The organism is Pseudoalteromonas umbrosa, assembly GCF_030125375.1.
Lineage (GTDB): Bacteria > Pseudomonadota > Gammaproteobacteria > Enterobacterales > Alteromonadaceae > Pseudoalteromonas > Pseudoalteromonas umbrosa.
The window spans coordinates 328,798-354,087 of record NZ_JASJUU010000003.1 but is presented as its reverse complement, the minus strand read 5'-3'; the positions used below and the strand labels follow the sequence as shown (position 1 = coordinate 354,087).

Annotated in this window: 21 protein-coding genes and 1 pseudogene; 9 read left to right on the top strand and 13 right to left on the bottom strand. The window is 40.2% G+C overall.

Annotation, left to right across the window (positions count from 1 at the left end; all coding sequences use genetic code 11):
- Window positions 1-210: 210 nt before the first annotated feature.
- Window positions 211-654: a MarR family winged helix-turn-helix transcriptional regulator gene (locus QNM16_RS11490; RefSeq protein ID WP_284020616.1), complete on the bottom strand. Its 444-nt coding sequence runs from the start codon at window positions 652-654 to the stop codon at window positions 211-213.
- A 118-nt stretch (window positions 655-772) separates the two neighbouring features.
- Here QNM16_RS11490 and hmgA point away from each other — a divergent pair, with 118 nt between their 5' ends.
- Both hmgA and maiA read left to right on the top strand, forming a co-directional pair.
- On the top strand, window positions 773-2,068 hold the full coding sequence (hmgA, locus tag QNM16_RS11485; protein ID WP_284020615.1) for a homogentisate 1,2-dioxygenase: 1,296 nt from the start codon (window positions 773-775) through the stop codon (window positions 2,066-2,068).
- Between the two features lie 75 nt (window positions 2,069-2,143).
- Complete coding sequence (gene maiA, locus QNM16_RS11480) at window positions 2,144-2,770, top strand: maleylacetoacetate isomerase (RefSeq protein WP_284020614.1); 627 nt, start codon at window positions 2,144-2,146, stop codon at window positions 2,768-2,770.
- Between the two features lie 20 nt (window positions 2,771-2,790).
- Here the strand turns inward: maiA and QNM16_RS11475 are convergent, their stop codons facing one another.
- Window positions 2,791-3,021: a TIGR02647 family protein gene (locus QNM16_RS11475; RefSeq protein WP_237136562.1), complete on the bottom strand. Its 231-nt coding sequence runs from the start codon at window positions 3,019-3,021 to the stop codon at window positions 2,791-2,793.
- A gap of 180 nt (window positions 3,022-3,201) precedes the next feature.
- Here QNM16_RS11475 and QNM16_RS26455 point away from each other — a divergent pair, with 180 nt between their 5' ends.
- Both QNM16_RS26455 and QNM16_RS11470 read left to right on the top strand, forming a co-directional pair.
- Window positions 3,202-3,498, top strand: a complete 297-nt coding sequence (locus QNM16_RS26455; protein ID WP_369291499.1) for a DUF1496 domain-containing protein — start codon at window positions 3,202-3,204, stop codon at window positions 3,496-3,498.
- Window positions 3,499-3,523: 25 nt separating this feature from the next.
- Complete coding sequence (locus QNM16_RS11470) at window positions 3,524-3,775, top strand: VF530 family protein (RefSeq protein ID WP_284020613.1); 252 nt, start codon at window positions 3,524-3,526, stop codon at window positions 3,773-3,775.
- A gap of 27 nt (window positions 3,776-3,802) precedes the next feature.
- Here the strand turns inward: QNM16_RS11470 and QNM16_RS11465 are convergent, their stop codons facing one another.
- From QNM16_RS11465 to QNM16_RS11455, 3 genes are all read right to left on the bottom strand, one after another.
- Complete coding sequence (locus tag QNM16_RS11465; RefSeq protein ID WP_284020612.1) at window positions 3,803-4,516, bottom strand: substrate-binding periplasmic protein; 714 nt, start codon at window positions 4,514-4,516, stop codon at window positions 3,803-3,805.
- Window positions 4,517-4,669: 153 nt separating this feature from the next.
- A complete protein-coding gene (locus tag QNM16_RS11460) occupies window positions 4,670-5,782 on the bottom strand; it encodes an arginase family protein (RefSeq protein ID WP_284020611.1) in 1,113 nt (370 codons plus the stop codon).
- A 284-nt stretch (window positions 5,783-6,066) separates the two neighbouring features.
- Window positions 6,067-6,846: a DUF2189 domain-containing protein gene (locus QNM16_RS11455; RefSeq protein ID WP_284020610.1), complete on the bottom strand. Its 780-nt coding sequence runs from the start codon at window positions 6,844-6,846 to the stop codon at window positions 6,067-6,069.
- A 258-nt stretch (window positions 6,847-7,104) separates the two neighbouring features.
- On the opposite strand from QNM16_RS11455, the gene udp reads away from it, so the two are divergent.
- On the top strand, window positions 7,105-7,869 hold the full coding sequence (udp, locus tag QNM16_RS11450; RefSeq protein ID WP_039610291.1) for a uridine phosphorylase: 765 nt from the start codon (window positions 7,105-7,107) through the stop codon (window positions 7,867-7,869).
- A gap of 18 nt (window positions 7,870-7,887) precedes the next feature.
- Here udp and cdd read toward each other — a convergent pair whose 3' ends face one another.
- The 3 genes from cdd to ppc form a co-directional block, all read right to left on the bottom strand.
- A complete protein-coding gene (gene cdd / locus QNM16_RS11445; protein ID WP_284020609.1) occupies window positions 7,888-8,742 on the bottom strand; it encodes a cytidine deaminase in 855 nt (284 codons plus the stop codon).
- Between the two features lie 43 nt (window positions 8,743-8,785).
- Window positions 8,786-9,154 carry a hypothetical protein gene (locus tag QNM16_RS11440; protein WP_284020608.1) on the bottom strand — a complete coding sequence of 123 codons (369 nt, stop codon included), beginning with the start codon at window positions 9,152-9,154 and terminating at the stop codon, window positions 8,786-8,788.
- Between the two features lie 189 nt (window positions 9,155-9,343).
- Window positions 9,344-11,977: a phosphoenolpyruvate carboxylase gene (ppc, locus tag QNM16_RS11435; RefSeq protein WP_284020607.1), complete on the bottom strand. Its 2,634-nt coding sequence runs from the start codon at window positions 11,975-11,977 to the stop codon at window positions 9,344-9,346.
- Between the two features lie 201 nt (window positions 11,978-12,178).
- Between ppc and QNM16_RS11430 the strand changes: the two genes are divergently transcribed.
- Both QNM16_RS11430 and QNM16_RS11425 read left to right on the top strand, forming a co-directional pair.
- Complete coding sequence (locus tag QNM16_RS11430; RefSeq protein ID WP_284020606.1) at window positions 12,179-12,898, top strand: SDR family NAD(P)-dependent oxidoreductase; 720 nt, start codon at window positions 12,179-12,181, stop codon at window positions 12,896-12,898.
- A 4-nt stretch (window positions 12,899-12,902) separates the two neighbouring features.
- Window positions 12,903-13,535 carry a flavin reductase family protein gene (locus tag QNM16_RS11425; RefSeq protein ID WP_284020605.1) on the top strand — a complete coding sequence of 211 codons (633 nt, stop codon included), beginning with the start codon at window positions 12,903-12,905 and terminating at the stop codon, window positions 13,533-13,535.
- A 65-nt stretch (window positions 13,536-13,600) separates the two neighbouring features.
- Here QNM16_RS11425 and QNM16_RS11420 read toward each other — a convergent pair whose 3' ends face one another.
- A complete protein-coding gene (locus QNM16_RS11420; protein WP_284020604.1) occupies window positions 13,601-14,410 on the bottom strand; it encodes a DUF6279 family lipoprotein in 810 nt (269 codons plus the stop codon).
- Between the two features lie 314 nt (window positions 14,411-14,724).
- On the opposite strand from QNM16_RS11420, the gene QNM16_RS11415 reads away from it, so the two are divergent.
- A complete protein-coding gene (locus QNM16_RS11415; RefSeq protein ID WP_284020603.1) occupies window positions 14,725-15,450 on the top strand; it encodes a tetratricopeptide repeat protein in 726 nt (241 codons plus the stop codon).
- Window positions 15,451-15,460: 10 nt separating this feature from the next.
- On the opposite strand, the pseudogene QNM16_RS11410 reads toward QNM16_RS11415, so the two are convergent.
- Window positions 15,461-16,855: pseudogene (locus QNM16_RS11410) on the bottom strand (aldehyde dehydrogenase family protein); the annotation flags it as partial.
- Window positions 16,856-17,288: 433 nt separating this feature from the next.
- On the opposite strand from QNM16_RS11410, the gene QNM16_RS11405 reads away from it, so the two are divergent.
- Window positions 17,289-19,286, top strand: a complete 1,998-nt coding sequence (locus QNM16_RS11405; RefSeq protein ID WP_284020602.1) for a hypothetical protein — start codon at window positions 17,289-17,291, stop codon at window positions 19,284-19,286.
- Window positions 19,287-19,910: 624 nt separating this feature from the next.
- On the opposite strand, the gene QNM16_RS11400 is transcribed toward QNM16_RS11405, so the two are convergent.
- The 3 genes from QNM16_RS11400 to QNM16_RS11390 all read right to left on the bottom strand — a co-directional run bounded on the left by QNM16_RS11400 (window position 19,911) and on the right by QNM16_RS11390 (window position 25,286).
- Window positions 19,911-21,365 (bottom strand): SLC13 family permease, encoded by a 1,455-nt coding sequence (locus QNM16_RS11400; protein WP_284020601.1) that lies wholly within the window; start codon window positions 21,363-21,365, stop codon window positions 19,911-19,913.
- Window positions 21,366-21,535: 170 nt separating this feature from the next.
- Window positions 21,536-23,053 carry a M28 family metallopeptidase gene (locus QNM16_RS11395; protein WP_284020600.1) on the bottom strand — a complete coding sequence of 506 codons (1,518 nt, stop codon included), beginning with the start codon at window positions 23,051-23,053 and terminating at the stop codon, window positions 21,536-21,538.
- Between the two features lie 61 nt (window positions 23,054-23,114).
- Window positions 23,115-25,286 (bottom strand): M4 family metallopeptidase, encoded by a 2,172-nt coding sequence (locus QNM16_RS11390; protein WP_284020599.1) that lies wholly within the window; start codon window positions 25,284-25,286, stop codon window positions 23,115-23,117.
- Window positions 25,287-25,290: the final 4 nt, after the last annotated feature.

Genomic DNA, 25,290 nt, shown 5'->3' with positions numbered 1-25,290 from the left:
CACGTTAATTAGATGTCTAGGGCCAGCTTAATACTGGCCCTTTTTTAATTTGTAATTTTGACGGAATAAACACCTTAGCCCGTTTACAGAATCAATGCGAGAAAGATACTCTGAAAAACAACCTTATAAAGCCTAGATTAGCTAAATTAAGGCAATTTATAGATAGCTCTTGGTTATATTGTAAAAATCCAGCACTTTCTAGTTTCCTAGCTAATTTTCAACTGATTTAGATAACTTCTCTATCAGAATTTTGAACGTACGCTTCTCACTTTCGGAAAAATTCGCTAACAAATTTTGCTCCCACTCTAACGCTTTTGGCGTTAGTTGTTTATACAAATCAAATCCCATATCAGTACATTCTATAACTGTTGCACGCTTATCGTCTGGGTGTTGGTTAAGACGAAGGAGTTGCTTCTGTTCTAATTGCTTTATCGCACGTGACACCGTTGATTTATCCATATTAGCTAACTCACAAATCTGCTTCGCTGTTGCAAATTGGATATTTATAACATGCGATAGCACGCGCCATTGAGCTTGTGTTAACCCAGCTTCTTGACTATAGACTTGTGCAAAATCATCACTTACCTTGGTAGACAAGGCGACCAGTTGATAAGGCAAAAATTGGCTAATATCTAAAATCTTTGATTTACTCACAGTGCAAAGCACCTCTCATTTTTGTAATTATTAATTTACAGTACATCTTTATCAGGATGTTTGCAATTACTCTCACATGAGAGTATCTTACAGAAAACATCAATGGAGTCTACGTAAAATGAGTACAGAATTCGACTATTTGACAGGATTTGGTAACGAATTTGAAACTGAAGCCCTACCAGGCGCGTTACCAGTAGGACAGTTTTCACCGCAAAAAGTGAAATACGACCTATACGCAGAGCAATATAATACAACTGCATTTACAGCACCTCGTGCTGAAAACCGCAGAAATTGGTTTTATCGTATTCGCCCATCTGTTTTACAAGGTGAGTACCAACCAATGGACAATGGCTTAGTGAGAACCGGTCCTATTACTGAAGTCCCAACGCCACCGTCAATGCTGCGTTGGAACCCAGTGGAAGTACCTACTGACAAAACAGACTTTATTGATGGTCTAATTACAATGGCTGCTAATGGCAGTGCAAATGGCCAAGTAGGTATTGGCATTCATGTATACGTAGCCAACGCCTCAATGGAAGGTCGATACTTTTATAATGCTGATGGTGAGTTATTATTTGTGCCTCAGCAAGGTGAGCTCGTATTACATACTGAGTGCGGTAAGCTAGCAATTAAACCGGGTGAAATTGCAGTTATCCCACGCGGTCTTAAGTTCCGCGTTGAGCTAATTAGCGAGCAAGTACGAGGTTATATTTGCGAAAACTATGGTCACCCTTATGTTTTACCCGAACGTGGGCCAGTTGGCGCAAATGGTTACACCAACGAGCGTGATTTCCAATACCCTGTCGCAGCATTTGAAGACTTAGAAGGTGACTTTGAACTGGTCGCTAAATTCAATGGCAACCTATTCCGTTGTGATATCGGACATTCTCCACTAGATGTGGTTGCATGGACAGGTAACAGCGCACCGTATAAATATGATCTTTCGCGCTTTAACGTGATGAATACCGTGAGCTTTGACCATCCTGATCCCTCAATCTTCACAGTATTGACCTCTCCTTCAAGCGAAGAAGGCGTTGCCAATGTTGATTTTGTTATCTTTCCACCTCGTTGGATGGTTGCAGAGAACACGTTCCGCCCACCATATTATCACCGTAACATCATGAGTGAATTTATGGGCCTTATTGAAGGTGTGTATGACGCAAAAGAGCATGGCTTTGTGCCTGGTGGCATGAGCTTGCATAACTGCATGTCTCCACATGGTCCTGAAGCTGATGTATTTGAAAAAGCCTCAAATGCAGAACTTGAACCGCAGCGCTATGAGAATACCTTAGCGTTTATGTTTGAATCTCGTTATGTGATTTCTCCAACCAAATACGCATTAGAAGGTAAAGAGCGCCAACCAAATTATTCAGATTGTTGGAAAGGCATCAAAAAGTACTTTAAAGGTGCATAATAAATAAATCTGCTTAAAAAACTATATGTATATTGGCCACTGCAATGTGGCCTTTGTCGTGAATAAGGATTTAAAATGAAACTATATACTTACTTTCGTTCTTCGGCGGCTTATCGCGTTCGCATCGCGCTCAACCTTAAAGGTATTGAGCATCAGCTTGAAGCTGTTAACCTCTTAAAATCTGAACAACAACAAGCGCCTTACACAGATAAAAACCCACAGGGCCTATTACCAGCAATGGAAACAGAGCAAGGTACGATAGCGCAATCTTTGGCAATCTTAGAGTGGCTAGAAGAAACACATCCAGACACACCTCTTTTGCCATCAGATCCGTGGCAAAAGGCACAGGTACGTAATTTCAGTTATGCCATTGCATGCGATATTCATCCTATTGATAACTTGCGTGTTCTTAAATATTTAAGCGGTGAGTTAAACGTAACTGATGAGCAAAAAACAACTTGGTATAAACACTGGATCATTGAGGGCTTCAAAAAGCTAGAACCTACATTAGGTGAAGGACCTTTCTGTTTTGGCGAAAAACCGACATTAGCAGACCTTTGCCTAGTGCCACAGGTATTTAATGCACTGCGCTTCAAAGTCGATATGACGCAGTTTCCAAAAATTGCAGCCATATATGCACACTGTAATACGCTTGATGCATTTATTAAAGCGGCACCCGAGAATCAACCGGATGCAGCTTAATTAAATCAAGTACTGGGGCGTTATTTTAATGCCCCATGAACTTGATCAATATGAGACAATAAATCATGACCCAAATCTGTCAAATAACCCCCATCAGGTCTATCTATTACGCCTTTGGCAAATAGCCGCTCAGCTGCTGCCAAAATGCTTTGATCCGCACTACTATGTATTTTGAGGCCTTGGTGCAAACTACTCCTTGGAAATTTTGCCAATAGTTCTAGTTCCGCCATTAACTGAGTGTCAAATGCCATACTTCCCCCTATTACAATCAAGCTACCATTCGGGCATGACTTGTGCTTACATTTTAATATAATCGGTCAGACGGTTTTGCCGCTGACAATCCTTTTGAACAGCCGTTTTCAGTACTAGGTTGTTACAGTAACATTAGTGCCGATAAACGTACTTCGACCTAATAAACATTAGCCCAGACTATGAGTAATGCCATGTATAAGATCAATTTTTTATCATTTTTAATACTTTTTTTATCTTGTTTGCCAATAAATGCAAAAGAAAATTTGCCGAGGGTATTTATTGACTCACCGCAGCGCATTTGCTGGTTCAATTCATCCCAATACAGCGAAGGAGCATTAATTAAACAGTTTAATGAACTTTATGTTTGCAGTCACAAATATACAAACCAACCTGATAGCCAGCTAGTATGGTTAAAGCTCGATGAAGATGGGCAGCCTAAAAGGCTGGATCTAAAAGGTAAGATAAGAGTACACTAGCGCGTCACGAATTTTAGGTTTAAACATGAGTACACAGCAACCAAATAACCCTCTCCATGGTGTAAAATTACAAGACATAGTCGAAAAGCTTGAAGCTGAACTTGGCTGGGAAGAAATGGCGCGGCACGTTGATATAAACTGCTTCAAAAAAGACCCTTCTGTTAAGTCCAGTTTAAAATTTTTGCGCAAAACCCCCTGGGCAAGAGACAAAGTTGAACAGCTATATTTAGATACTTTTCACAGCTTTGCATGGCCAACTAGCCCTCAGAAAAAGTAACCTTGATTAGTAAGAGGTGACAGCCTCTTACTGACGGTCTAGTTCAAGCTGCTTATAACCGCTCATAATTTTCCTCGTCACATGAGGAGACAAATGTTTATTGCAGGCAAAATATAGTTCTGTATCTAAATTGTGCAAAGTTAAAACCGGCTCTAACAACGCACTATTTGGCTCATTCTGCCGTTTAAATTCAAACTGATTATCGCTCAGAATAACTAAGTCAACAAACTTTCGCCTCGTTGCAAGCAGCTCAAAAACTCGGTCAAAAGAGTTTATCAGTACCAAATTGTAGCCTTCAATAAACCCATTCTTTATTAAAAATTGATGGCTGTAGTTATCTTTGATAACGGCAACTTTGTACTGCTTCGTTTCTTCAATTGTTTCTAGAGCAATTTGCGAAGACTTTAGTGCGTAAAAAGAGGTTGTAAACTTACTAATAGGGAAAATCCAATTGAACTTTTCACTACGAACTTCATTTTTAGCCATCGAGAATATACACGTATTCTCATCCCGCGCAGCGGTATTATATGCCGTCGTCCAACTCTGCACAGAAATTTTATAATCTACTCCAGATTTATCCAAAACAGCTTTAACTTTATCTACCGCACTACCAACTAATTCACCCTCACCGTTGAGGTACTGAAATTTGGGAAAGTTTTCAGTCACTATATTGAGCGTATAATTAGCTTGAACTAACGAGGAAAATAAAAAGCAACAGCATCCAAGCACCCACAAATACAACTCATCTCTCCAATCAGACTAGGAATATTAATACAAACTATAGGTAAGAATTGTTACTCTGTGAAATGTGTAAGAAAAGATATTGGAATTGGGTTTTAACAAGGGTGTTAAAAATGATGAAAGGAGTGTTTACCCCTCTCATCATATACTGACTTATGCTTTGTTCATTGCATCAATCAAAAATGCTGAAATTTTAGCACCTTCTCGTAGAGTCGTTTCAGAGCTAGATTGTCCAGCTAAAGAACTATCCGTAAACGGTGCAATTTCCATCATATCGGCACCTGTGATTGGGAACTCTTCAGCCAGCGCTCTCAAAATCGTAAGCGCTTCTTCAGGTGTCAGGCCGCCAGTTTCAGGTGTGCCAGTTGCCGCAGCAAACTCTTCATCAAGGGCGTCGATGTCAAAGCTAACGTACAATTCATCAACATTATCTGCTTTAAGCTGCTCAATAACACCAGCAACGATTGAATCAGCACCTTTCTCACGAATTTCATGTGCCCAATGTTGCTTCACACCAAAAGTACCTTCCCAATGCTCTTTTGCTTTTCCGCTTGAGCGAATACCAAATTGAATTAGGTGGTGTGGAGCAGGTAAAAACTCAAGAATATGAGTGCACCAAGAGCCAAAACAAAGATCGATACCTAATCTTTCTACCAATAGGTCAGTGTGCGCGTCAAAGTGAATAATAGCTGTACGCTTGCCCTGCTCTCTTTTTGCTTTTAAGTATGCCTTTGTAAGTGGATAGCTGATTGAGTGGTCACCACCAATGCCGAACACTCCTTTATCAGGGTAGTGCTTGTAAAAACCATCACACACATCTTCTGTGATGGAAAGCGGTGCCACAAAGTATTCACTATTCTCGTCTTGATAAAGTGCTTTTTGACAGTTCGAGATAGTGCCTTCATTTAAATACTTATCATGAAGTAAGTGAGGAATAACACGAACATCACCTAAATCGAATGCTGATGTTTGTGGTTGTTGCTCAATTAAAGTACTTCTCAGAAATAGTGGACCCCAGTTTGCACCACGTAAAATACCACCACCACAGTCAGAGCTAATACCTAAAATCGCAGCTTTATGCTCACTAGCATCAATCGTTTGTAGCGAGTCTTTCCAAAGCGCTTCAACACCTTCTGTTTGGCCATATAACTTTTGTCTAAGTGCGTCTTTACGCTCCTTAGCCGTATTTACAGTGAAAACACCATCACCTGGTGGACACAAACAATTTTCTAGTTTTTCAAGGTATTGTGATTTGCTGTTGCTCATAGCGTGCTCCTCAATAATTTGCATAATCATGCTAAATTAACTCTACTTCAAAAACGTATTCCGCTATTGAATTTAGCCCTTTTCTAATTGTGTTCCCCATTAGGCTTATCAAATCAAAATTGAAAAAACACTATAAAATCAAAGGGGTTATTATTAAAAATAATGAGCTAAGAGAAAATTATAATTAGAATAACGCTGATATAACATGGTGGAAATATAAGTCAACCGCTTAGATAAAATTGCGATTTTCTCTAAGCGGTTGAATATTCACAGATGATGTCTAGTTATTCGTATCCTCTGGGTTTTTTAGTTTTTATAATAGCTATGTAGCCATGCCAACTTGCGTAAGATAATAACGGCATAATGATGATAAAGCCTGCTGCGCCAGTTAAAAACCCGATAAAAACAAGCGTTACTATGGTTAAGCCCCACACAATCATCGCTGGGACATTAGTTCCCACAGCATGGATGGAGGACACGACCGCAGTCATTATATCGACACGACGTTCCATCATTATCTGTGGCGTAAATGCTGAAATGGCAAACACTGCCATCATAAGAATGCCGCCAACAATGGAGCCCAATGCCAAAAAGGCAGACAGCTGTTCAAAATTTGGGTTTGGCACATTCGGGTAAAGTGCATGTATTAGTGCCGCCAAGCGCATCCAGACTATCATGATCACCATTAGTAAGATGGCAAAACCCCACTCACCAGCTGGGTTTCTAAACATAGACTTTAAACTGTGCATCAGTGTTGGCTTGTGGCCTTTTTCCAGCTCCCAAGCAACATCATACAACCCAGCGGCAAATGCCGGACCAATTAAGGCAAATGCGACTGAAGCAGGTAAAATCACTAAATGCGTACCTGACTGAAAAACAAGCCACATTATAAATGCAGGAATGATACTAAAAACTAAACCGTAAACTAAGCTAAGAATTGGCGCCCTAACAATATCCTTACAGGCTAATGATAACCAGTGAAACGGGGCGAGTGCTGCTATTTGGTTACTCTCTAAACACCGAGCAAACTCCGGATTTTTATCTACTGAGTGAGATGTTGGCATAAAATTGTCCTCTCTACATTGCTATATTAAGGTTTAGATTAGCGAAGCCCAACATGCAAGCATGGCAATAGTTCACTTATGTTTTTATTGATCAAATCGATATTTTGAGTTTGCTAGTAACAAGTTTACCTATATTGCAACCAAGCTCGATTTTAAAGTAACCAGTTGACGAACTTGCGCCGACACAGCGGACATGTGTCCTGTACTTAAATCTCGCTAACTTTAACCATTACGTTTTAGAACACAGAAAGGTTTTTTATGGAAAAGGTATTTCACTTAGGGTTGACCAAAGCAGATCTTCAAGGTGCAACACTTGCTATCGTGCCTGGTGATCCTGAACGCTCAAAGCGTATTGCACAGCAATTAGATAATGCTATTTGCCTTGCACAAACACGTGAATTTCACATTTACCTTGCGACAATCAAAGAACAACCTGTGGTTGTCTGCTCAACGGGAATAGGCGGACCATCTACTTCAATTGCTGTTGAAGAGCTTGCTCAGCTTGGTATCAAAACTTTCCTACGCATCGGAACAACAGGTGCAATTCAGCCGCAAATTGATGAAGGTGACATTCTTGTTAGTACTGCATCTGTAAGATTAGATGGTGCAAGCCAACACTTTGCGCCGTTAGCCTACCCAGCTGTATCTGACTTCCATAGCACGCAAGCCATGGTGCAAGCATGTGAGTTTGAAGGCGTACCTTATCACACGGGCATTACAGCATCTAGCGACACTTTCTACCCTGGACAAGAGCGCTATGATACCTTCTCTGGTTATGTTTCTAAAGCATTCCAAGGCTCATGTGAAGAGTGGCAAAAGCTTAATGTTATGAATTATGAGATGGAATCGGCAACGCTATTTACTATGTGTGCGGCGCTTGGGCTTAAAGCCGCTTGTGTTGCAGGCGTATTAGTTAACCGTACGAGACAAGAAATTCCTGATGTTGACCACCAGCTAGTTGAAAAACGAGCTGTGTCAGTGGTTATCAAAGCAGCTGAGATACTGCTAACACAAGAAAAGTAGGCTAGCGCCTACTTTTTACTAAAATACGTGGTGTATAAGAGGTAAGTTACCCCTTAAGCTCGTTAATACAGCTTGCGCCACGGATTTTTGATTTTCATTTCCCGCTTTTTCTACAAGTGTAATACTTTCTACATCCGCTTCATTTAATGCTTCGCCAGCCAAAGCTAATTGGCTTAATACGCTATTCATTGGCGATAAGCTTGGGCTATACGCAGCATTTTCTGCATATCGACCATAAAATGCTCGACCATCTTTCAACACAAGCTCAGCAGCAGACAGGTTTTGTGTATAGGGCACATATGCATAGCGAAGGTGTTGCTTAAGTGCTTCAGAAATTGGTAAATCAATATCAATGTCTGATACATCGCTTGCCATCAAAGAAGAGGCGTTGCCTAAATCTCCTGGTCCAAAGTCACAGGGAAGCAGTTCACTTAGAGTATACTTTCCAGTTGGTAGTAATATGCTCAAGTTTCCTGCTGAGCTTAACTCATTCATAAACTGTCGACAAAACCCACACGGCGCTGCGTTAATCGCTATCGAAGTGATCTCATGTGCGCCATTGATCCATGCATTATTTATCGCCGCTTGCTCTGCGTGCACCACTAACGACAATGCTTGATGTTTAAATTCAAGATTTGCACCCAAATAGAGGTTCCCAGTGATTTTATCGAATGCTACTGCACCAACAAAAAACGAGGAAATAGGCGCTTGAGAGAACTTTGCCGCAACAACAAGCAAAGCTTGTTGTAATTGCTCACGATCGCAATTGAGCTTTTTGGTCAGATCCGATACCACAGTTGATGCAATAACACCGTTTGATTGCTTTGCAATATCGTAAATATATTCTTCAGTTTTGCTGTCTATTATTACCATAATTTAATTATTATAGAATATGGCATGCCAGTTTACGCAGGTTTTATGCGTTACTCAACCATTCCTTTGCAGATTTAAAACATTCAAAGTTTTCTGCATGAATGCCGAATCTTTTAACTTTTTGCAAAAATAAATCATGCATGTAACCTTCAAAACCAACTACCCGAGCAATTTGCATATTTGTTAAATAGTGGGCTACTTTTGGCATCACATTTACGATGTCAATTGCCGCGAACTTATGCTCCAGCTCAGAGACATCCACAAGTACTTTTTTACTACCATGTTGCTCCGAGTAAACTTTTGCAGCTTTATAAGCATTCACTACATCCTCAGCTCCGGCTTTACCACGCACTGTCATCAGGATTAGAGAGGTTGTTTGATCATAAGTAATACTGGTAGATAGTGCTGACATAAAGAACTCTATAAAGGAACTGACTAATAAATTTATAAATAGGTTGTGGATTTTAATTTAATGGATGCTGCTGTCAATAAAATAAGATTTAAAAATGAGTAAAAACCAAAAAACCAACCCCAAAGGATTGGTTTTTTATTTCTTTAGGTTATATAAATGTATATCCACATTTATATTAAGACATAAGTACTAGCCTGTATTTCGTAAACCCGCCGCGATACCCATCATAGTGATCATCAATGCACTATCTAAACTTTGATTATCTGTATTACGGGTTCGCTTAAGTAGCTCAACCTGTAATAAGTTAAGCGGATCAGTATAAGGATTTCGTAATGAAATTGATTCCTTTATCCATGGCTGTGCCGATAGCAAGCTTCCTTTTGGTGCAAGGCGTAAAACCTCATCTGTTGTTTCTTTTAACTCAGTTCTAAGCTGCTCACCTATTGGTTGAAGTGCTTCAGGTACGAGCCTTTCATCATAATATTCGGTAAGCCAAAGATCTGCCTTGCAAAAAACCATTTCCAGCATTTCTAATCGGGTTCTAAAGAATGGCCACAGCTCGCTCATTTCTTCAATCAGTGCTTCCCCACCCAAATTAAGCACAGCCTTAATCCCCTCATTGGCTCCCAACCAAGCGGGTAACATTAAGCGATTTTGACTCCATGCAAAAATCCAAGGGATTGCTCTCAAACTTTCTATTCCACCTTTGGGGTTTCGTTTAGCAGGGCGTGAGCCTAAAGGTAATTTTGCAAGCTCAATTTCTGGTGTTGCACTTCTAAAATACGAGACAAAATCGGGGGTGTTTCTCACGTATTTTCTATATCTCTCACAGGATGCTTCACTCAGCACATCCATCGCTTCACGCCATTGTGACTTTGGCTTTGGTGGTGGAAACAAGTTATTGTCTATGATGGCACTGGCGTATAAAGACAAGCTTTGAATAGCAACGGGTGTGAGGCCAAATTTAAAGCGGATCATTTCTCCTTGCTCTGTAACACGTAAACCATGTTTAAGTGAGCCAGGGGGCTGAGAGCGCAATGCTTGACGCGCAGGCGCGCCACCACGACCGATTGTTCCACCACGTCCATGGAATAACTTCATTTTAATGCCATGCTTTTCTCCAAGTTCAATAAGAGATTCCATAGCACGGTATTGTGCCCAACCAGCAGCCATCATACCTGCATCTTTGGCTGAGTCAGAATAACCAATCATCACATACTGTTGATGAGATAAGTGACCCTTGTACCAACTAGAGCTGAATAACTCTGTCATTACTTTATCTGCGCGGTTCAAGTCATCGAGCGTTTCAAATAACGGAGCTACCGGTAAATTAAACCTGACTCCACTCTCTTTTAATAGCAATTGAACAGCCAATACATCTGATGCATATTGCGCCATAGAAATAATATAAATCCCCAAAGCTGCTCGGTCTTGCTGAGCGATCACGTCAAATGTATCGAGTACCTCTTTAACAGAGTCATTCGGGCGCCAATGCTTTGGAATAATGGGCCGCCTAGAACTCAACTCAGACAACAAGAAAGCTTGCTTGTCTTCCTCTGACCACTGCGCATAGTCGCCAACTCCCAAATACCTCGTTAACTCTGAAAGCACCTCGGTATGACGAGCGGAATCCTGACGAATATCAAGTTGACATAAGTTAACACCAAAGCAGTTTAAACGCCTAAGCACATCGAGTAACAAGCCATTGGCAACAACTTCCATTCCCATATCATTCAAAGAATTAAAACAGATCAATAAAGGATCTTGTAATTGCTCTGTGTGTTTAATCTTATCTCTGCATGATGTCGGGATACCTTTGATCTTACTCTCTAGGAAATCTATTGTTTCTCGAACGTCGGCTTTAACATTTTTAAGTAAGTCTCGATATGGTTCACTGGTATTGCCAGTATGAGATAACAGTGTCTCATTTGCGCTACTCATCGAGAGCTCAGCACTGAGCTTATCAAGATCACGATAATACAGATCCAGTGCCATCCAACGACCATGGTCAAGCACACTTTGAGTTACCTTTGCGGTCACATTTGGGTTGCCATCTCTGTCTCCCCCCATCCAAGAAGCGAGCTTTACTGGCGAAAAGTTTTGCGGTAGCACGACACCTAAATGCGCTTGCGCCATTTTTCTCAACTCGCCTACAAACCTTGGTATCGCATGCCATAAGCTGTTTTCAACCACAGCAAAGCCCCATTTGGCTTCCTCTAAAGGAGTAGGTCTTTTATCTCTAATTTCATTAGTATGCCAAGCTTGGCATATCAGCTGTGCTATTCGCGCAAGTACAGTGTCACGCTCAACGCCTGAGCACTCGATATTCTCTAGTTCTTTTAAACAGTCACTTAACTCAACATGTTTGCTGATGATGGTTCTACGAGTGACTTCTGTCGGGTGCGCTGTTAATACCAGTTCTATTTGCAAAGATGAAAGCGCTTTAAGCGCGTGTTCTTGGGTACACTCGCCTTTTTCGATTTTTTCTGCCAGCTCTTTAATAGTAACTTCAATGGCTTCAAATGCACCATTAGGTGATCCTGCCTTAGACGTGGTGTGATATTGTTCTGCAACATTCGCCAAATTAAGAAAATGATTAAAAGCTCTGCAAACAGGCAGTAACTCTTCGTTACTGAGCGCTTTAAGCGTATCGATTAGCAAATATCTAGCTTGGTGATCACCACTTCTGGAGGCTTTGGCAAGATGTCTTATTTTTTCAACTTTTTCCAATAGTTCAGAACCTTGAGCGTGTTCAATGGTTGCCCCTAAACACTCGCCAAGCAGGCTCACATTACGTCGAAGATTTGTATATTGCTGATCCATACACTTTCCTTTGAATACATTTTATTCACACCAATATACTGTTAAAACGACTTAATTGAAAAGACCATTTGATTACACTTTTTTCAATTATATCTATGGCAACCAAAGGGAAGTTTCCAAAGCTCCTGCAAGCCAGTGATCCAAGTTCAGGCACTTTTCGTATTTGTGTTGATAAATATATACGCTTATAGAATCCGTTTTATGTCTCAAAAAACTGTTGTCATCATCGGAGCAAGTGGTGCAATTGGCAAAGCATTAGTCAATCTAAATTTACGTTTAAACAACCAAGTTGTTACTGTGAGCCGAGAAACACTCAGCATCTCTCATCCACTACTAAAAAAATATCAAAGTGATTATTCACAAAAAAGTATAAGTGAGGTCGCGAGCCTGATTTCAAGAGTTTATCCGATGTTGTCCACCATTACTGTATGCAACGGGGCATTACATACACAAACAAACATGCCTGAAAAGCGCATAGAAGCTTTTGACATTGATTATTTCAGTACGCTCTTACACATAAATACCATGACGCCTTTTATGTGGCTGCAAGCATTCACGCCACACCTTCTATCCACACAAACTCCATGTGTGTTCACAGCTTTGAGCGCTCGAATAGGGAGTATTTCTGACAATCAATTAGGCGGATGGTATAGCTACAGAGCATCAAAAGCTTCACTAAATATGCTCTTCAAAACAGCAAGTATTGAACTGCAAAGACGAAAATGTAACGCAAAACTAATGCTGTTTCACCCAGGTACAACAGATTCTGAATTATCTAAACCTTTTCAAAATAATGTACCTGAAGGAAAATTATTTAAACCCGAATTTGTTGCCCAGCAGCTACATTCGTTCCAACTCAACCGAGATTTCAACGGAGCCATCGACTATATCGATTGGCAAGGCCACAACATACAATGGTAAGTTCATGATTTTAAACAACCAAGACATACTCAGTTTGTCTGAAAGGTACCGCGCGCACTTCATTAACAGTCTGTCTGGGTACAAAAGCGCCAATCTAATTGGAACCAAAGATTTAAACGGCAGAGAAAATCTGTCGATTGTGAGCTCAGTCTTTCACTTAGGTGCAAATCCACCACTTATGGGCGTTATATTTAGGCCCCACAGTGTAAGGCGTGACACGTTAGAAAATATCTTGGAAACAGAAACCTATACGATTAATCACGTAAACTCTCTGATTTGGAAGGAAGCACACCAAACGTCTGCACGATATAATGAGGGGCAATCTGAGTTTGACGAAACAGGATTGACACCTTATTACTATGCAGATTTTGAAGCGCCATTTGTAGCGCAAAGCCAAGTAAAAATAGGCTTAAAACTTAGGCAACATCAAACTATCGAATTAAACAAAACAGTACTAGTCATTGGAGAAATTGTGCATGTTGAAGTGGATGATAACGCTGTAAAAGAAGACGGCTTTGTTAACTTAGAGCAATTAGACACAGTTGCAGTCTCTGGTTTGGATTGCTACCACACCGCGAGTAAAATTGACAGGCTAGAATATGCAAAGCCTGACATACCAACGACTTGCAAAACATAACTTGTTTTGTCGATTAATAACCTGCAGTCATTATTTTAGAATGTTTGCAGGTTCTACTATTAACATTAAAGCTCGGTAGACTGAATTTCCCTAAGAATATCGCCAACCTCTATTAATTGCTCTTCAAATTTTTGTTTCTGCTTAACAGTGAGTGTTTCTCGTAAACTGATTAAAAAATCAATTTGAAACAACACACGCTTTTCACTTTGCTTGACTTGATACTCTGCCCTGCTTTTTGGATGATTCACGATGAGCAAACCAAGGCGCTTCAAATCAGTATCTGAAGGTTTGTTTTTCAACAAAATAGTTTCGATTTCTGAGAGCCTTTTTTGATTATTTAAATTTCTGATTTGTCGGTAATACGACATCGATTCACTGTACTTCTTAATAATTTTTAACTGCTTATCACTTAGTCGACCTAGTGACTTTTCAAACCGCTTCTGTGTTCTCTTTTCTCTTTCTTTTATGCTTTGCTGTTCAGCCATTTTTTCCTTGATATTTTCAATAAACTTAACTCGCTGTAATGCATCCAGAGACAATAAAAACTCCACCATTACCGGTTCTAAATCTTGCAAAAACTCGAACCAATGCCTGCTAACTTTATTACTTAGCGAATAAATCTCTGCTCGTTCTGCGCTTTGCCAATCCGTTTGCAATTGAGAATGCCACTGTAAGTAGGTTGATAAGTAATGCATTTGGTGCCAACTTTGCGCTTTTTGAACTTCATCTAAAACCCATTGCTTTTGCGCTTTATTTAAATCGACAAATTCCTCAAGCTGGTTTAGCACCAATTTATCTAAATTCTTGTATAAGGTTTGGTAAAAACACCCTGTCAACATCAGCACGGCTAAAATAACAATAGATACTCTGAACATCACACCTCCAAATACAATTAATTATCATTTACAGTTGACAAAGCAAGCGCAGTAATTGATAATCATTCTCAATGAAGCAAAGATTTTGATTATACGCACAAAGCTTGTTTCATTAAGTGGATTACTATTCGACCCAGTATATTCACAAACTCATTTACTTGCTACATTGCTCATATCGGTGACGGTAGATATGAAAATTAAAAAGCCCGAAAGGGCTTTTTTTATTCCCCTTCATAAACTTATAGTCTAAACTGCGTAATATATTTAGTGCGTAAAGCTCAACACACTTCCCCTGTTCTACAAGGAGAAATTAGATGCGAAAAATAACTCAAACACTTTTATTCTCAGGGTTTCTGCTCAGCTCAACACCAACGTTTGCAGGGTTAGAAGAAGGTATCGCTGCTGCAAATGCTGGGAAATTTGATATTGCCATACAAGAATTCCAATATTTAGTAGATATGGGCTTTGCACCTGGTATGTATGAGCTAGCTAAAATGTACGATGGTGGATATGGCGTGCCGAGAAACCCAAGAAAAGCAGCTGAACTCTTACAACGAGCTGTTAAGCTTGGCAGTGCTGACGCAATGTTTTCTTTGGCAGTCATGTATCAAGAGGGTCGCGGTGTTAAGTTAGACAAACAAAAGGCTGTTGATTTATTTTCACAAGCAGCAAAGAAAAGCTTGCCTGCAGCACAATTTAATCTTGGTGTCATGCATGCAAATGGTGATGGTGTAGTACAAGACTATGTTAAAGCACGTTTTTGGTACGAGCGAGCGGCTGCAAATAACTATACACTCGCAATGTACAATCTAGCTTTGCTGTACTATCAAGGCTTAGGTGTTCAAAAAAATGTTGAGCGTTCGTACATATGGAATTTACTTGCTGAATTTAATGGGTATAAGCAAGCAGCAGAAAGCCGGCAACTGGACGAGCAAAGCTTATCTCGCTCTCAATTAGAACGCGGTCAGCGAATTGCCAATGACATTTATCACAAGATTCAGGCAAAAACATACATTGCAGGTAGTGGTTTTGCTGAATAATTAAAACAGTCTATTTTAAATATAGTCGTGTCAATAAACGTCTTATAGCATGACTATATTTACTAAAAAGTTTACTGCGCCACAGCTTATTACTCGATTGAAAAATCGACTTACAATGGCTAAACGTGATAAATCCTTCTTTGCCATGGTAATAACCCATGCCTGAACTCCCTACACCACCAAAAGGCAAATCTGGAACCGCAACTTGAAAAAGCATGTCATTGATACACAAGGAACCGCTTTGTAGATTCTGCCGAATATCGACCTGAGCGGCATCGTTACTGGTATATAAATAACAAGTAAGAGGCTGTCCTAAGCTTTGCACAATTTCTTTAGCTTCAGCAAGGTTTTTTATTTTGATAAGACTCAATATAGGCCCAAACACTTCTTCTTGCATAATTCGAGCATCTAAGGGTGGCTCGATAACCAAATGCGTACCAAACGCACTAGCTTTTAATGATTCTATTGAATTAGAGTGATAGGTCACTGCGCCCTTGTCTTGGGCATCAATCATCAAACTTTTCAGTCGTTGTGCTTGCGCATCATTCACAATGCCAGTTTTTAATACATTTTGATCTACTTTTAAAAATGCCAGTTTTAACCTTTCAATCAAAGTTTCCCATATTGACTCATCAACAAGCACATAATCAGGCGCAACACATACTTGACCAGCATTCATATTTTTTGCAAACACAATATCCAAAATCACTTTTTCGATGTTTGCATCTTCTAAAACTATTAAAGGGGATTTTCCGCCAAGCTCTAATGTCACCGGCACTAAATTTTGTGCTGCGGCTGCATATACTTTTCTGCCTACACCTGTAGAGCCAGTAAAAAACAAATGATCAAATGCCTGATGGCTAAACTTTATCGCAATACCTGCACCGCCTTCAATCACTATACAATCATCTTGCAAAACACTGAGTACGTCTTTTATGACAGCATTTACTCTGGGCGTGTATTCACTAAGTTTAATCATAACCTTATTACCAGCAGCAATTGCAGTGGCTAGCGGTACCAATGCAAGCTGGATAGGATAGTTCCATGGCGCAATTATACCGACAACCCCTTTAGGAACGTATTCGGTACTCACTTTAGAAGGCCAAAACTCCCAACCTGCGGATCTATTCTCGGGCTTCATCCATGTACTAAGGTGCTTTGATAGATACTTAATATGACTTATAGTTGGTACTATGTCCGCTAAAATTGAGTCATCTTCAGAACGCATGCTAAAGTCAATTTTAGCCGCATCAAGCAAGCGTGCTTGATTTTCAATTATAGACAACCTCAATCTATTTAACTGCATAGTACGCTCTTCATACGAGGGAAACGGCCTTGCTAGATAAGCTGCTTTAAGTGCAATAAATGAGTCTTCAACAGTGTAATTACTCGTTTCTGTCACTTCATCTCCTTTAAAATTCGATAATGCATACTCTTAATTATATGCACTTTTTGGCTCAACGTTTAGCAATATATAAAATTCCCTAATGCTGAGAAAACACTTAATTAATTATTGTCTAAAACCAGCCCCCATTCTAAAGAAAGCCTAAAAGCAACTAAATTTGAAACTCAACGTAGATTAAAAATCAAACACACCAACTCATTAACCTCTCCAAAAACCCTAATTTAAAAAGCAAAATAAAATATCGAACACAAAATCAAGAGGTAATAAAAATAAACACTATCTTAACCATATTAATCGGTTCAAAAAACACCCCACCCCATTAATAAAACAACAAAAATATTAAATATAAATTTTAAATATTAATTTTTTCCTAAACCTATGTGATTAAATACTTTCGATAACAAAGTAATAAAATTAATATAGGAAAGTATTAATGTTTAAATATTCAAAAATTGCACTAGGACTTGCAACTTGTTTTGCTCTAACAGGCTGTTTAAAAGTTGAAGATGATGGTAATACCGAGATTTCAAATCAATTAAACGAACAAAATCAACTATTACAATCTCAAATTGATCTACTTCAAGAGCAGCAAGATAACGCAAAAGCACCAACGGCGATCAGGGGTACTGTTGTTTCTGTATCTGAAGACGTTTCTGCAGCAGATGCTCAAGTCAGCGTGTTTTTTGATAATGCATGGACAGACGCTGTCGCAGTTGCTGAAGATGGTTCATTTAATATTAGTAATCTTCCAGGTCGACGTAATGTTGTCATTAAAGTGGCAAGTGAAAGTGGTGCATTTATGACCCGCTACTTCTCTTTTGAAACAGAAGGCTTTATTGATAATGGAGTTCAAACTTCTGACCTTTACAATTTAGAAGTGTCACAAGGCTACACAAAAGAAATTAGCATTCTAGACTCAGACTCAAATGAACCGATTAAAAATCTGGCGATATGGGCTGATGATGTTCATTCTCTAGATACTTACAGAACTCCGCAACACTTCCAAAACTTTGTTCAAAATAATTTCACAACTAAAGCTACTTTTAACGAAGAAAAAGGCGTTTACGAAATTCAAATGGCGAAAGATTTGCCTGCTGACTTATATTATAATCCTGACCTAAATGGCGACGGTGATGACAATTATCTACCAGAATCATATTATTTCGACACTATCAATGGTGAATTGAAGTTTGCAGATGCAAATTTGATCGAATCAATGGATGTGGTGTACCTTAAAACAGTTAATGATCATGAATTTACTGTCGCACTTACTGTACTAGATGAAGAGGGAAATACACTTGAAGTAAAACGTGTGTATGCCGAAGGTAATGATTTTGGCGAAAAGTACGCGAGCTTCAATGAAGAAACTAAGCAATATGACTTAGAAGCTCACTTTGTGGGTAGCTTAGAGATCGTTATTCCAGGCTTTGAAAAAGATGAACTTGTTTACGGCAGTGAAAACATACGTATCTCGTATGACCTTGCACTTTCTGCATTTGAAGTATACAGTAACTATCGCAGTTCTTCGGTTGAGCTATCAAATAACACTTTAAACCTAGTTGTTAAGTTACAAACTGAGGAGTTGAGTGAAACAACAGTTAGAACCATCACCACTGTTGATGCAAAAGACACTGTTGACAACGACGTACAGCTATACTTAAACGTACCAGTTGAAGTAAACACGGACAACGTTAAAGCTGTTGCTGTAAATCACGTTGTCGAGTCGAAAGATGGCTGGACAACTTTGCAGACTGTAGAAACAGATGTAGAGCATGACGTCAAGCTTGATTTAGACAATACACGCATCACAGTAGCACCTAAAAAAGAAGTAGTCGCTAACCATAGATACCGTGTATCTATTGGTGAAGTTACGAATACAATCTCAGGTAAAAATGAGCAGCTAAACTTTTACGGTGAATATCGCTTACCAGCTGCAAACGCTGTTTTTGATATCAATGAACTCACAGCCGATAACTTTAACTACCACACAAATGGCAAGTTAATTGTCGAGAAAAACTCAGCAGGCGAATCGATCAATTGGGCGTGGGATTATGACGGTAATGTTACCTTCATTTTACCTAAAAACTTACACTTAGTTGAAAAATTCAGCTACTCAGTTGTTAAATATACAAAGAACAATACAGAAACTACTGCCGATGCTAATAATATGCGGGAAGTCATTAACGGTGACTACCATGACTATTCAACAGCGTATTTAGCAAAAATCGCTCAAAACGAAAATCATCACGGTGAGGTCAGAGGCGGCTCTGCACAAGAAAATGGCTATAGAGCACGTATTTGGAGCAATTATGACTTGCGTATGAATGACAACAAAACAGGTTCAAAGAACACAGTTACAATCAACTACAGCTACCAGTTGAAAGGTAGTGAAGATGTGATCACTGGCACTCTTGAATTGCCAATTCAATAAGCTTGAAGTCTTTAAAAGGGCTTGGTGTTGACCAAGCCCTTTTTATTTTTATCAAATTAATATTAGCTTACACATTTAAATAAAAAGCGATCTAACTTCACCTACATCAGTTAAACCAAGCCCTCTCCTGCAAAAAATGCCTGAGCGTGCTCAAAGTACGATTATATTTGCAAAGTATTACAATTCTTCAGCACTGTAATTAACGTGACCAACAGCCATTATCTGTAAGTGGCCTTTGATTGCACTTTTCACCTCAATTTCTAACCAGATATTAGTATACCATTGAGTTATCTGCTGACTTTCACTTACTGTACAACTCCATAGTTTGAGCTGATTTCATACCCAAAATAACAGCATGCACCTGAAACTTTTATTGCAATCCCGCCTATGTTTAAATACCACGACATAATGACGCGATGAGCCGAGCACCAACTTTATTATTAAATAGAAAGGTTAGCCAATAAATTACAAATCAGCCCTTACTCTAAAACAGTTCGACACAAGGCATGGTTTTGAAGGTTGTGAGTAGGCAATCTACACGGATAATTTGTAAATAAGGTAGGAAGTTTAGAAGCTTAAATAAAAAGGCCAAGCTCTTCAAAACTGAACAGCTTGGCAGATAATTTAGAATACAAAAACCCAACGAGCAACTGTCAGTGTTAAGATACTTATCACCGCAATTGCAATTAAGTTCAACACAAACCCCGCCTTAATCATATCCTTAATTTTAATTTCACCAGAGCCAAATACAATCGCATTTGGCGGTGTTGCAACAGGCATCATGAATGCGCAGCTAGCTGCCATTGCGGCTGGGATGATCCATACTAGGGGTGTCCCTGTTACTTGCTCAGCAACAGGCCCGAGCAGCGGCAAAAACCCTGCAGCTGTAGCAGTATTGCTGGTTAACTCGGTTAAAAAAGTAATGAGTGCTGCAACAGCAACAACGCTCAACACAAGAGGGATTGCACTAGCACCCGCTAACAAATTAGCGATATACTCAGCAAGGCCTGAGCCTTTGATTTGGCTGGCTAATGTTAAGCCACCACCAAATAACAATAATATGCCCCACGGCACTTCTTTAGCAGCAGGCCAATCCATCACTTTTTGCTCACCTGAGCTATCTGCAGGTAAGATAAACAACATGATTGATGCTGCAACAGCAATGCCCGTATCTGTTATGTTTAATCCAGTCCACGTCTGCAAGTATGGTCTTAAAAGCCAGCCAAAAACCGCAAACAAAAAGACATACATCACGTTCTTTTCGGCTATCGTCATCTTCCCTTGCTCTTTAAGTTGAGCAGAGAAAACCTCTGTCATTTGAGTATCATTTTGCTGCGGTGCAAGCTTAAATGCAAACTTAGTCAACCAAAGCCAACACAAAACAATCATGCCAAATGTAAAAGGCACAGCGACCATCATCCACTGTCCAAAGCCAATTTCAATCTGATGATTATCCCACAAGTAGGCAACCATCAGAGCATTTGGCGCAGTACCGATAATTGTACCTACCCCACCTAAACTGGCACTATAAGCTATGGCCAGTAGTAAAGCTTTAGCGTAGTTATCACAATGCGCACCATTTTTTTGCAAAACATGGATCACAGATAAAGCGATTGGCAGTAACATCAGCGTCGTTGCTGTGTTATTAATCCACATCGACAGAAAACCGCTTACTAGCATCATTGCCAATACTTGATATTTCGGGTTCGTACCGCTTTTTAACATGGTTTTTAAAGCTATACGTTTATGTAATTGCGACTTTTCCATCGCAATAGAAATGAGAAAGCCACCTAAAAATAGAAATATTAATGGGTGTGCATAGGCAGACGAGGTACTCTTAATATCATTAATATCTGCTAAGGGAACAGCCAACAAAGGCACTAAAGAAGTCACTGGAATTGGAACTACTTCGCTCACCCACCAAACGGCCAGCCACATTGCTAACCCTGCCGTGCGCCACCCCTGCTCAGATAACCCCTCAGGGCTTTGCGTTAAACATGTGAGTAAAAAAAGAAAAGGGCCTAAAAATAACCAAAACTTGTTGTATAAGGAGCTGCCTTTAACCATTGTATCCGTCATTTATCTATTTTTTATAATTATGTCTTCAAAATAAGGAGGCAGTATGAATGAGAGTATGACTTTCTACAAGCAAACAAAGCGCTTATGAAACACGAAAAACACTTCTTAGTTACCTATATATAAAATAGGTAATTTGTGATGCTGCCACATAAAGACAGCATCACACTTAATTAATTTGCACTCACGCTCAAATTAACACCTGAGGCCTGCGTATAACCTCTCAAATCAAAATACCACTGGCCAGACTCTGGAGATGTAATTTCGCACCTTTCCTCATTGCCATACCGATAAGGTCGGCATCGATATTGAGAGGTCGTAGACTGATTGCCAAAATTGACATAAAGATCGGCATCACCCGTACCGCCAGAGATGGTCACAATAAGTGAGCTGTATCCACTTCCTAAAGTCAAGCTTGTACGCCACCATTGCCCTTGGGCCACAGCGATGTCGTTGTAACTTTTCTGAATTGGCGTTGGATCAGTGGGTGGCGGTGCTGAGCCTGCCGTTTTAGCAAGCTCCGCCACATATGCACTGGCTAGCTTGGCAAAGTTTATTGAGTGATTGGCATCAAACTCAGTATCATTTGACGTATGGATCAATCGATTGGACTCTCTCATTCGGGATTCGAAAGGAAAAGAAGCGGGATAACTTTGCTGATACCATGACGCATGATCTGAACACCCATAACCACACCTATCAAAGCCATAATTAACATTGCTGAGATAGGTATCTAGCAACTGGCTCATAAATGTGTTTTGACTGCTGTTTGTGTAGTCTGTAATAAAGACAATGTCATACTGCCCCCCCTTATGCCCAGACATGTCAAACTGCGCCATACCCACAACGTTCTTACCTAAGCTCTTATAATCTTGGGCAATTGCTTTTGATCCCCTCAGCCCTACTTCTTCCGCTGCAAAGCCCATAATTTGAACTGTTCTTTTTGGTTTATAATTACTCGCTACAATGGCTTTAAGTACTTCGCTGAGCACCGCTATACCAGAAGCATTGTCATCTGCTCCAGGCGCTTTTCCACTGCTAGGGTTAGAACCATTAATAGAGTCTAAGTGCCCACCAATAATCACTATTTCATCTTTAAGTTCGTTGCCGGGAATAGTGACAACTACAGATGACTGTGGCCATGAGTGATTGTAAGACTCCACTTTTATATCCGTGCGACTTTGCGCCAAGTCTATCCAGTGCTGCTTCACCCAGTCAGCTGCATCTACTCCAGATTGCTGTGTATAATATCGATTGTAGAATGCCGTCATAGCGCTAACTGTACTCTCCAAACCGGTCGTCGACACCTTACTCATTAGGGCCTGTACAGTATCAACGTTGTCTATTGAGTACGTAAGTTCTGGCTGGTTGTTATGTGCATAGTCTAATATGCGCAGATATTCTAATGCCTCGTTTTTACTTTCATGTAATACAAACCCGCCACAGCGATGATAATTATCATGCATAAAGTGACTAACATGTACATGCTCCGCTTCATTCATCAAAAGTAAATCAACGTATGAATTGTCACTCTTTGATTGAACGTAAGAGCGGCCTTTAACCGAGTTTTCTAGCTGGTAATGATGACTTGCTGTCGCGCCTAATGTAATCCATTTTTTTTCAGATACTTCATTTGATAAACAAGGGAAAGTCAGACACGTCAACAAACATAAATAAGTGTTTGTACGCATAGTTGTTCCTTTGGGCAGTTTAAGTAAAAGGCGACACATTGCCGCCTTTTGTTGATATGTGTTAGTTGGCTTTAATATTTAAACTAACACCACTTGCATTACTATAACCGCGCAAGTCTATGTGCCATGTACCAGATTGTGGATTGGTAAATGTACAGGTCTCACTGTTACCATTTTTGTATGGGCGGCATTGATATGTTGTAGTAGAAGAGGCAGAGCCAAAATTCACATACAGATCAGCATCGCCAGACCCGCCAGAAATCGTCACCGTCAAATTCGAGTAGCCAGCACCGAGTGATTGAGTGTATCTCGCCCACTGACCAGTAGATACTGAAATGTTGCTCTCAGTTCTATCAATCGGAGGAGTTGTGCTTCCTCCATCTGAATAGCTGCCAGTCAGGGAAACTCCTGAGATTTGGTTCCAAGCTTCAACCATCACAAAATAAGTACCTGCTTGTACAGCTGCTATTGAACATGACTCAGCACTTGTAGACGTTGTGCTCTTGCAGTCATATGACTGCAAAGTTGGTCGACTACCAAATTTAACATATAAATCTGCATCACCTGTGCCGCCCGTTGTCACAAACTTGAGGTTGCTTGCATTTGCAGGTACATCCAAGGTGAAAAACTGTTGAGATTTGGCACTGCCACTGATCCCGGTTCTTGCAACGCCATTGGTCAACGCTTCATCTGTTGGCGGTGTGCCACAGCTACTTCCAGAACTTAACTGAGAGTTTACGCCGACCAGTGCAAGCGCTGCTTTCACATCATCGGGGTTGTAACCTAAGTCACATGCAGCATCCATCACGCCGTTACCTGCTAAATCCCAATCAGTGCTTGCTGTCCAGTACATCTGATTTGCCTTAGCCATCACAACAAATGCCTTTTTAGTATCCCACCCTGTTGTCGTTGCAAGGTGGTAAAAAGCTTTGTTAAACACACCCGATGAGTGGTGCACGTCCATACCAGAGGTGAAGTTTGACTGATGGTCAATAGAGCGACCATCTTTTGTCGGGTCGTTCATATATCGCAGTGCACCACTGCCTTTAAAGATATCTTGACCTACCAGCCAGTCATTGCTGCCTTTCATATAATACTCAGCAGCTTCACCGGCCATATCTGAGAATGCCTCGTTCAAACCACCAGATTTGTTACGATAAATCAGTCCTGAATTTTGCTCTGTAAAGCCATGACTTACTTCATGTGCGGACACGTCTAAGCTTACCAATGGGTAAAAACGATCTTTGCCATCACCAAATGTCATCGACCGACCATCCCAAAAAGCATTTTCATAATTATTGCTATAGTGAACGCGCATTTGTAATTGGAAGCTAAGTGGTGCTGTACCAAGCCAATCACTGTACATATTAAATACCACATTACCAAAATAATGCGCATCATTAAGTGGAGAATATGCACCATTTATTTCTTTAACCGTATTCTCAGGACACGTAAAACTGTGCGCACTTGAACCACTGCTTCCGTGATTTAAGTGAATGGTTTTTACATTGGCATTGTTCATGGTGCATGTATTGCCAGACTGGCTAACATTTAAATGGCCATAATCTGTGCCATATTGATACTTGCCTGTTTTTTGGTTGCCCCCTGGACCCGTTGCATTTGCGTGTTGAATGTTGTCATAGGTGACTAAAACTTCACCTGTATTCGCATCAACAATTTGGTAAGGTCTTGAAGGGTGTTCACCATACGTCACATGCGACAACTCATACACTAGGCGCGCTTGGTTGTTGCTATCAATCCAAATAGCTAGTCTATCAGTCTCATGAAACTTGTCTTTTCCCTTTTGCAACGAAGCTATCGACTCAGTTGACATCGTTTTAGCCTGCTCCACTGCCAAGGATGGTTTTGTTGACAACACATCTCCCGCAATGCCATAAACAGCCGCCCCGTGTGCGTGTTTCAAAAGCCCCTGCTTGTCAAATGTCAGACTGACTGTATCGCCTATCACAGGCAAACCTTGGTGTAATTGCTGGTAGCGATAAGTTGTCGCACCGTTTTTGTGTTTGAACGTTTTTAAAAGTTTGAGCGCGTCTGCTGATGAAAGGCCTATTATTTGCTCTGCTGGGGCTGATAAAACGCTCATTGAGCCTGATTTCAGCATCATATTTAAATTGTTTTGTTGGTTTAAATATTGCTTTTGAGCGGCATTCACAGCGCAACTTAATATCGCGAGTGTGGCGAGAGATAATGTCGTTATTTTATGTAGTTTCACTTTA

What these genes read in the sequence shown, in the direction of transcription:
- QNM16_RS11440 (WP_284020608.1), bottom strand. Translation starts at nt 9,154, where the DNA reads ATGTCAGCACTATCTACCAGTATTACTTATGATCAAACAACCTCTCTA.
- QNM16_RS11405 (WP_284020602.1), top strand. Translation starts at nt 17,289, where the DNA reads ATGTTTAAATATTCAAAAATTGCACTAGGACTTGCAACTTGTTTTGCT.
- QNM16_RS11475 (WP_237136562.1), bottom strand. Translation starts at nt 3,021, where the DNA reads ATGGCATTTGACACTCAGTTAATGGCGGAACTAGAACTATTGGCAAAA.
- cdd (WP_284020609.1), bottom strand. Translation starts at nt 8,742, where the DNA reads ATGGTAATAATAGACAGCAAAACTGAAGAATATATTTACGATATTGCA.
- QNM16_RS11420 (WP_284020604.1), bottom strand. Translation starts at nt 14,410, where the DNA reads ATGTTCAGAGTATCTATTGTTATTTTAGCCGTGCTGATGTTGACAGGG.
- QNM16_RS11455 (WP_284020610.1), bottom strand. Translation starts at nt 6,846, where the DNA reads ATGCCAACATCTCACTCAGTAGATAAAAATCCGGAGTTTGCTCGGTGT.
- QNM16_RS26455 (WP_369291499.1), top strand. Translation starts at nt 3,202, where the DNA reads ATGAGTAATGCCATGTATAAGATCAATTTTTTATCATTTTTAATACTT.
- QNM16_RS11430 (WP_284020606.1), top strand. Translation starts at nt 12,179, where the DNA reads ATGTCTCAAAAAACTGTTGTCATCATCGGAGCAAGTGGTGCAATTGGC.
- QNM16_RS11460 (WP_284020611.1), bottom strand. Translation starts at nt 5,782, where the DNA reads ATGAGCAACAGCAAATCACAATACCTTGAAAAACTAGAAAATTGTTTG.
- maiA (WP_284020614.1), top strand. Translation starts at nt 2,144, where the DNA reads ATGAAACTATATACTTACTTTCGTTCTTCGGCGGCTTATCGCGTTCGC.
- QNM16_RS11415 (WP_284020603.1), top strand. Translation starts at nt 14,725, where the DNA reads ATGCGAAAAATAACTCAAACACTTTTATTCTCAGGGTTTCTGCTCAGC.
- QNM16_RS11425 (WP_284020605.1), top strand. Translation starts at nt 12,903, where the DNA reads ATGATTTTAAACAACCAAGACATACTCAGTTTGTCTGAAAGGTACCGC.
- udp (WP_039610291.1), top strand. Translation starts at nt 7,105, where the DNA reads ATGGAAAAGGTATTTCACTTAGGGTTGACCAAAGCAGATCTTCAAGGT.
- hmgA (WP_284020615.1), top strand. Translation starts at nt 773, where the DNA reads ATGAGTACAGAATTCGACTATTTGACAGGATTTGGTAACGAATTTGAA.
- QNM16_RS11395 (WP_284020600.1), bottom strand. Translation starts at nt 23,053, where the DNA reads ATGCGTACAAACACTTATTTATGTTTGTTGACGTGTCTGACTTTCCCT.
- QNM16_RS11400 (WP_284020601.1), bottom strand. Translation starts at nt 21,365, where the DNA reads ATGACGGATACAATGGTTAAAGGCAGCTCCTTATACAACAAGTTTTGG.
- QNM16_RS11470 (WP_284020613.1), top strand. Translation starts at nt 3,524, where the DNA reads ATGAGTACACAGCAACCAAATAACCCTCTCCATGGTGTAAAATTACAA.
- ppc (WP_284020607.1), bottom strand. Translation starts at nt 11,977, where the DNA reads ATGGATCAGCAATATACAAATCTTCGACGTAATGTGAGCCTGCTTGGC.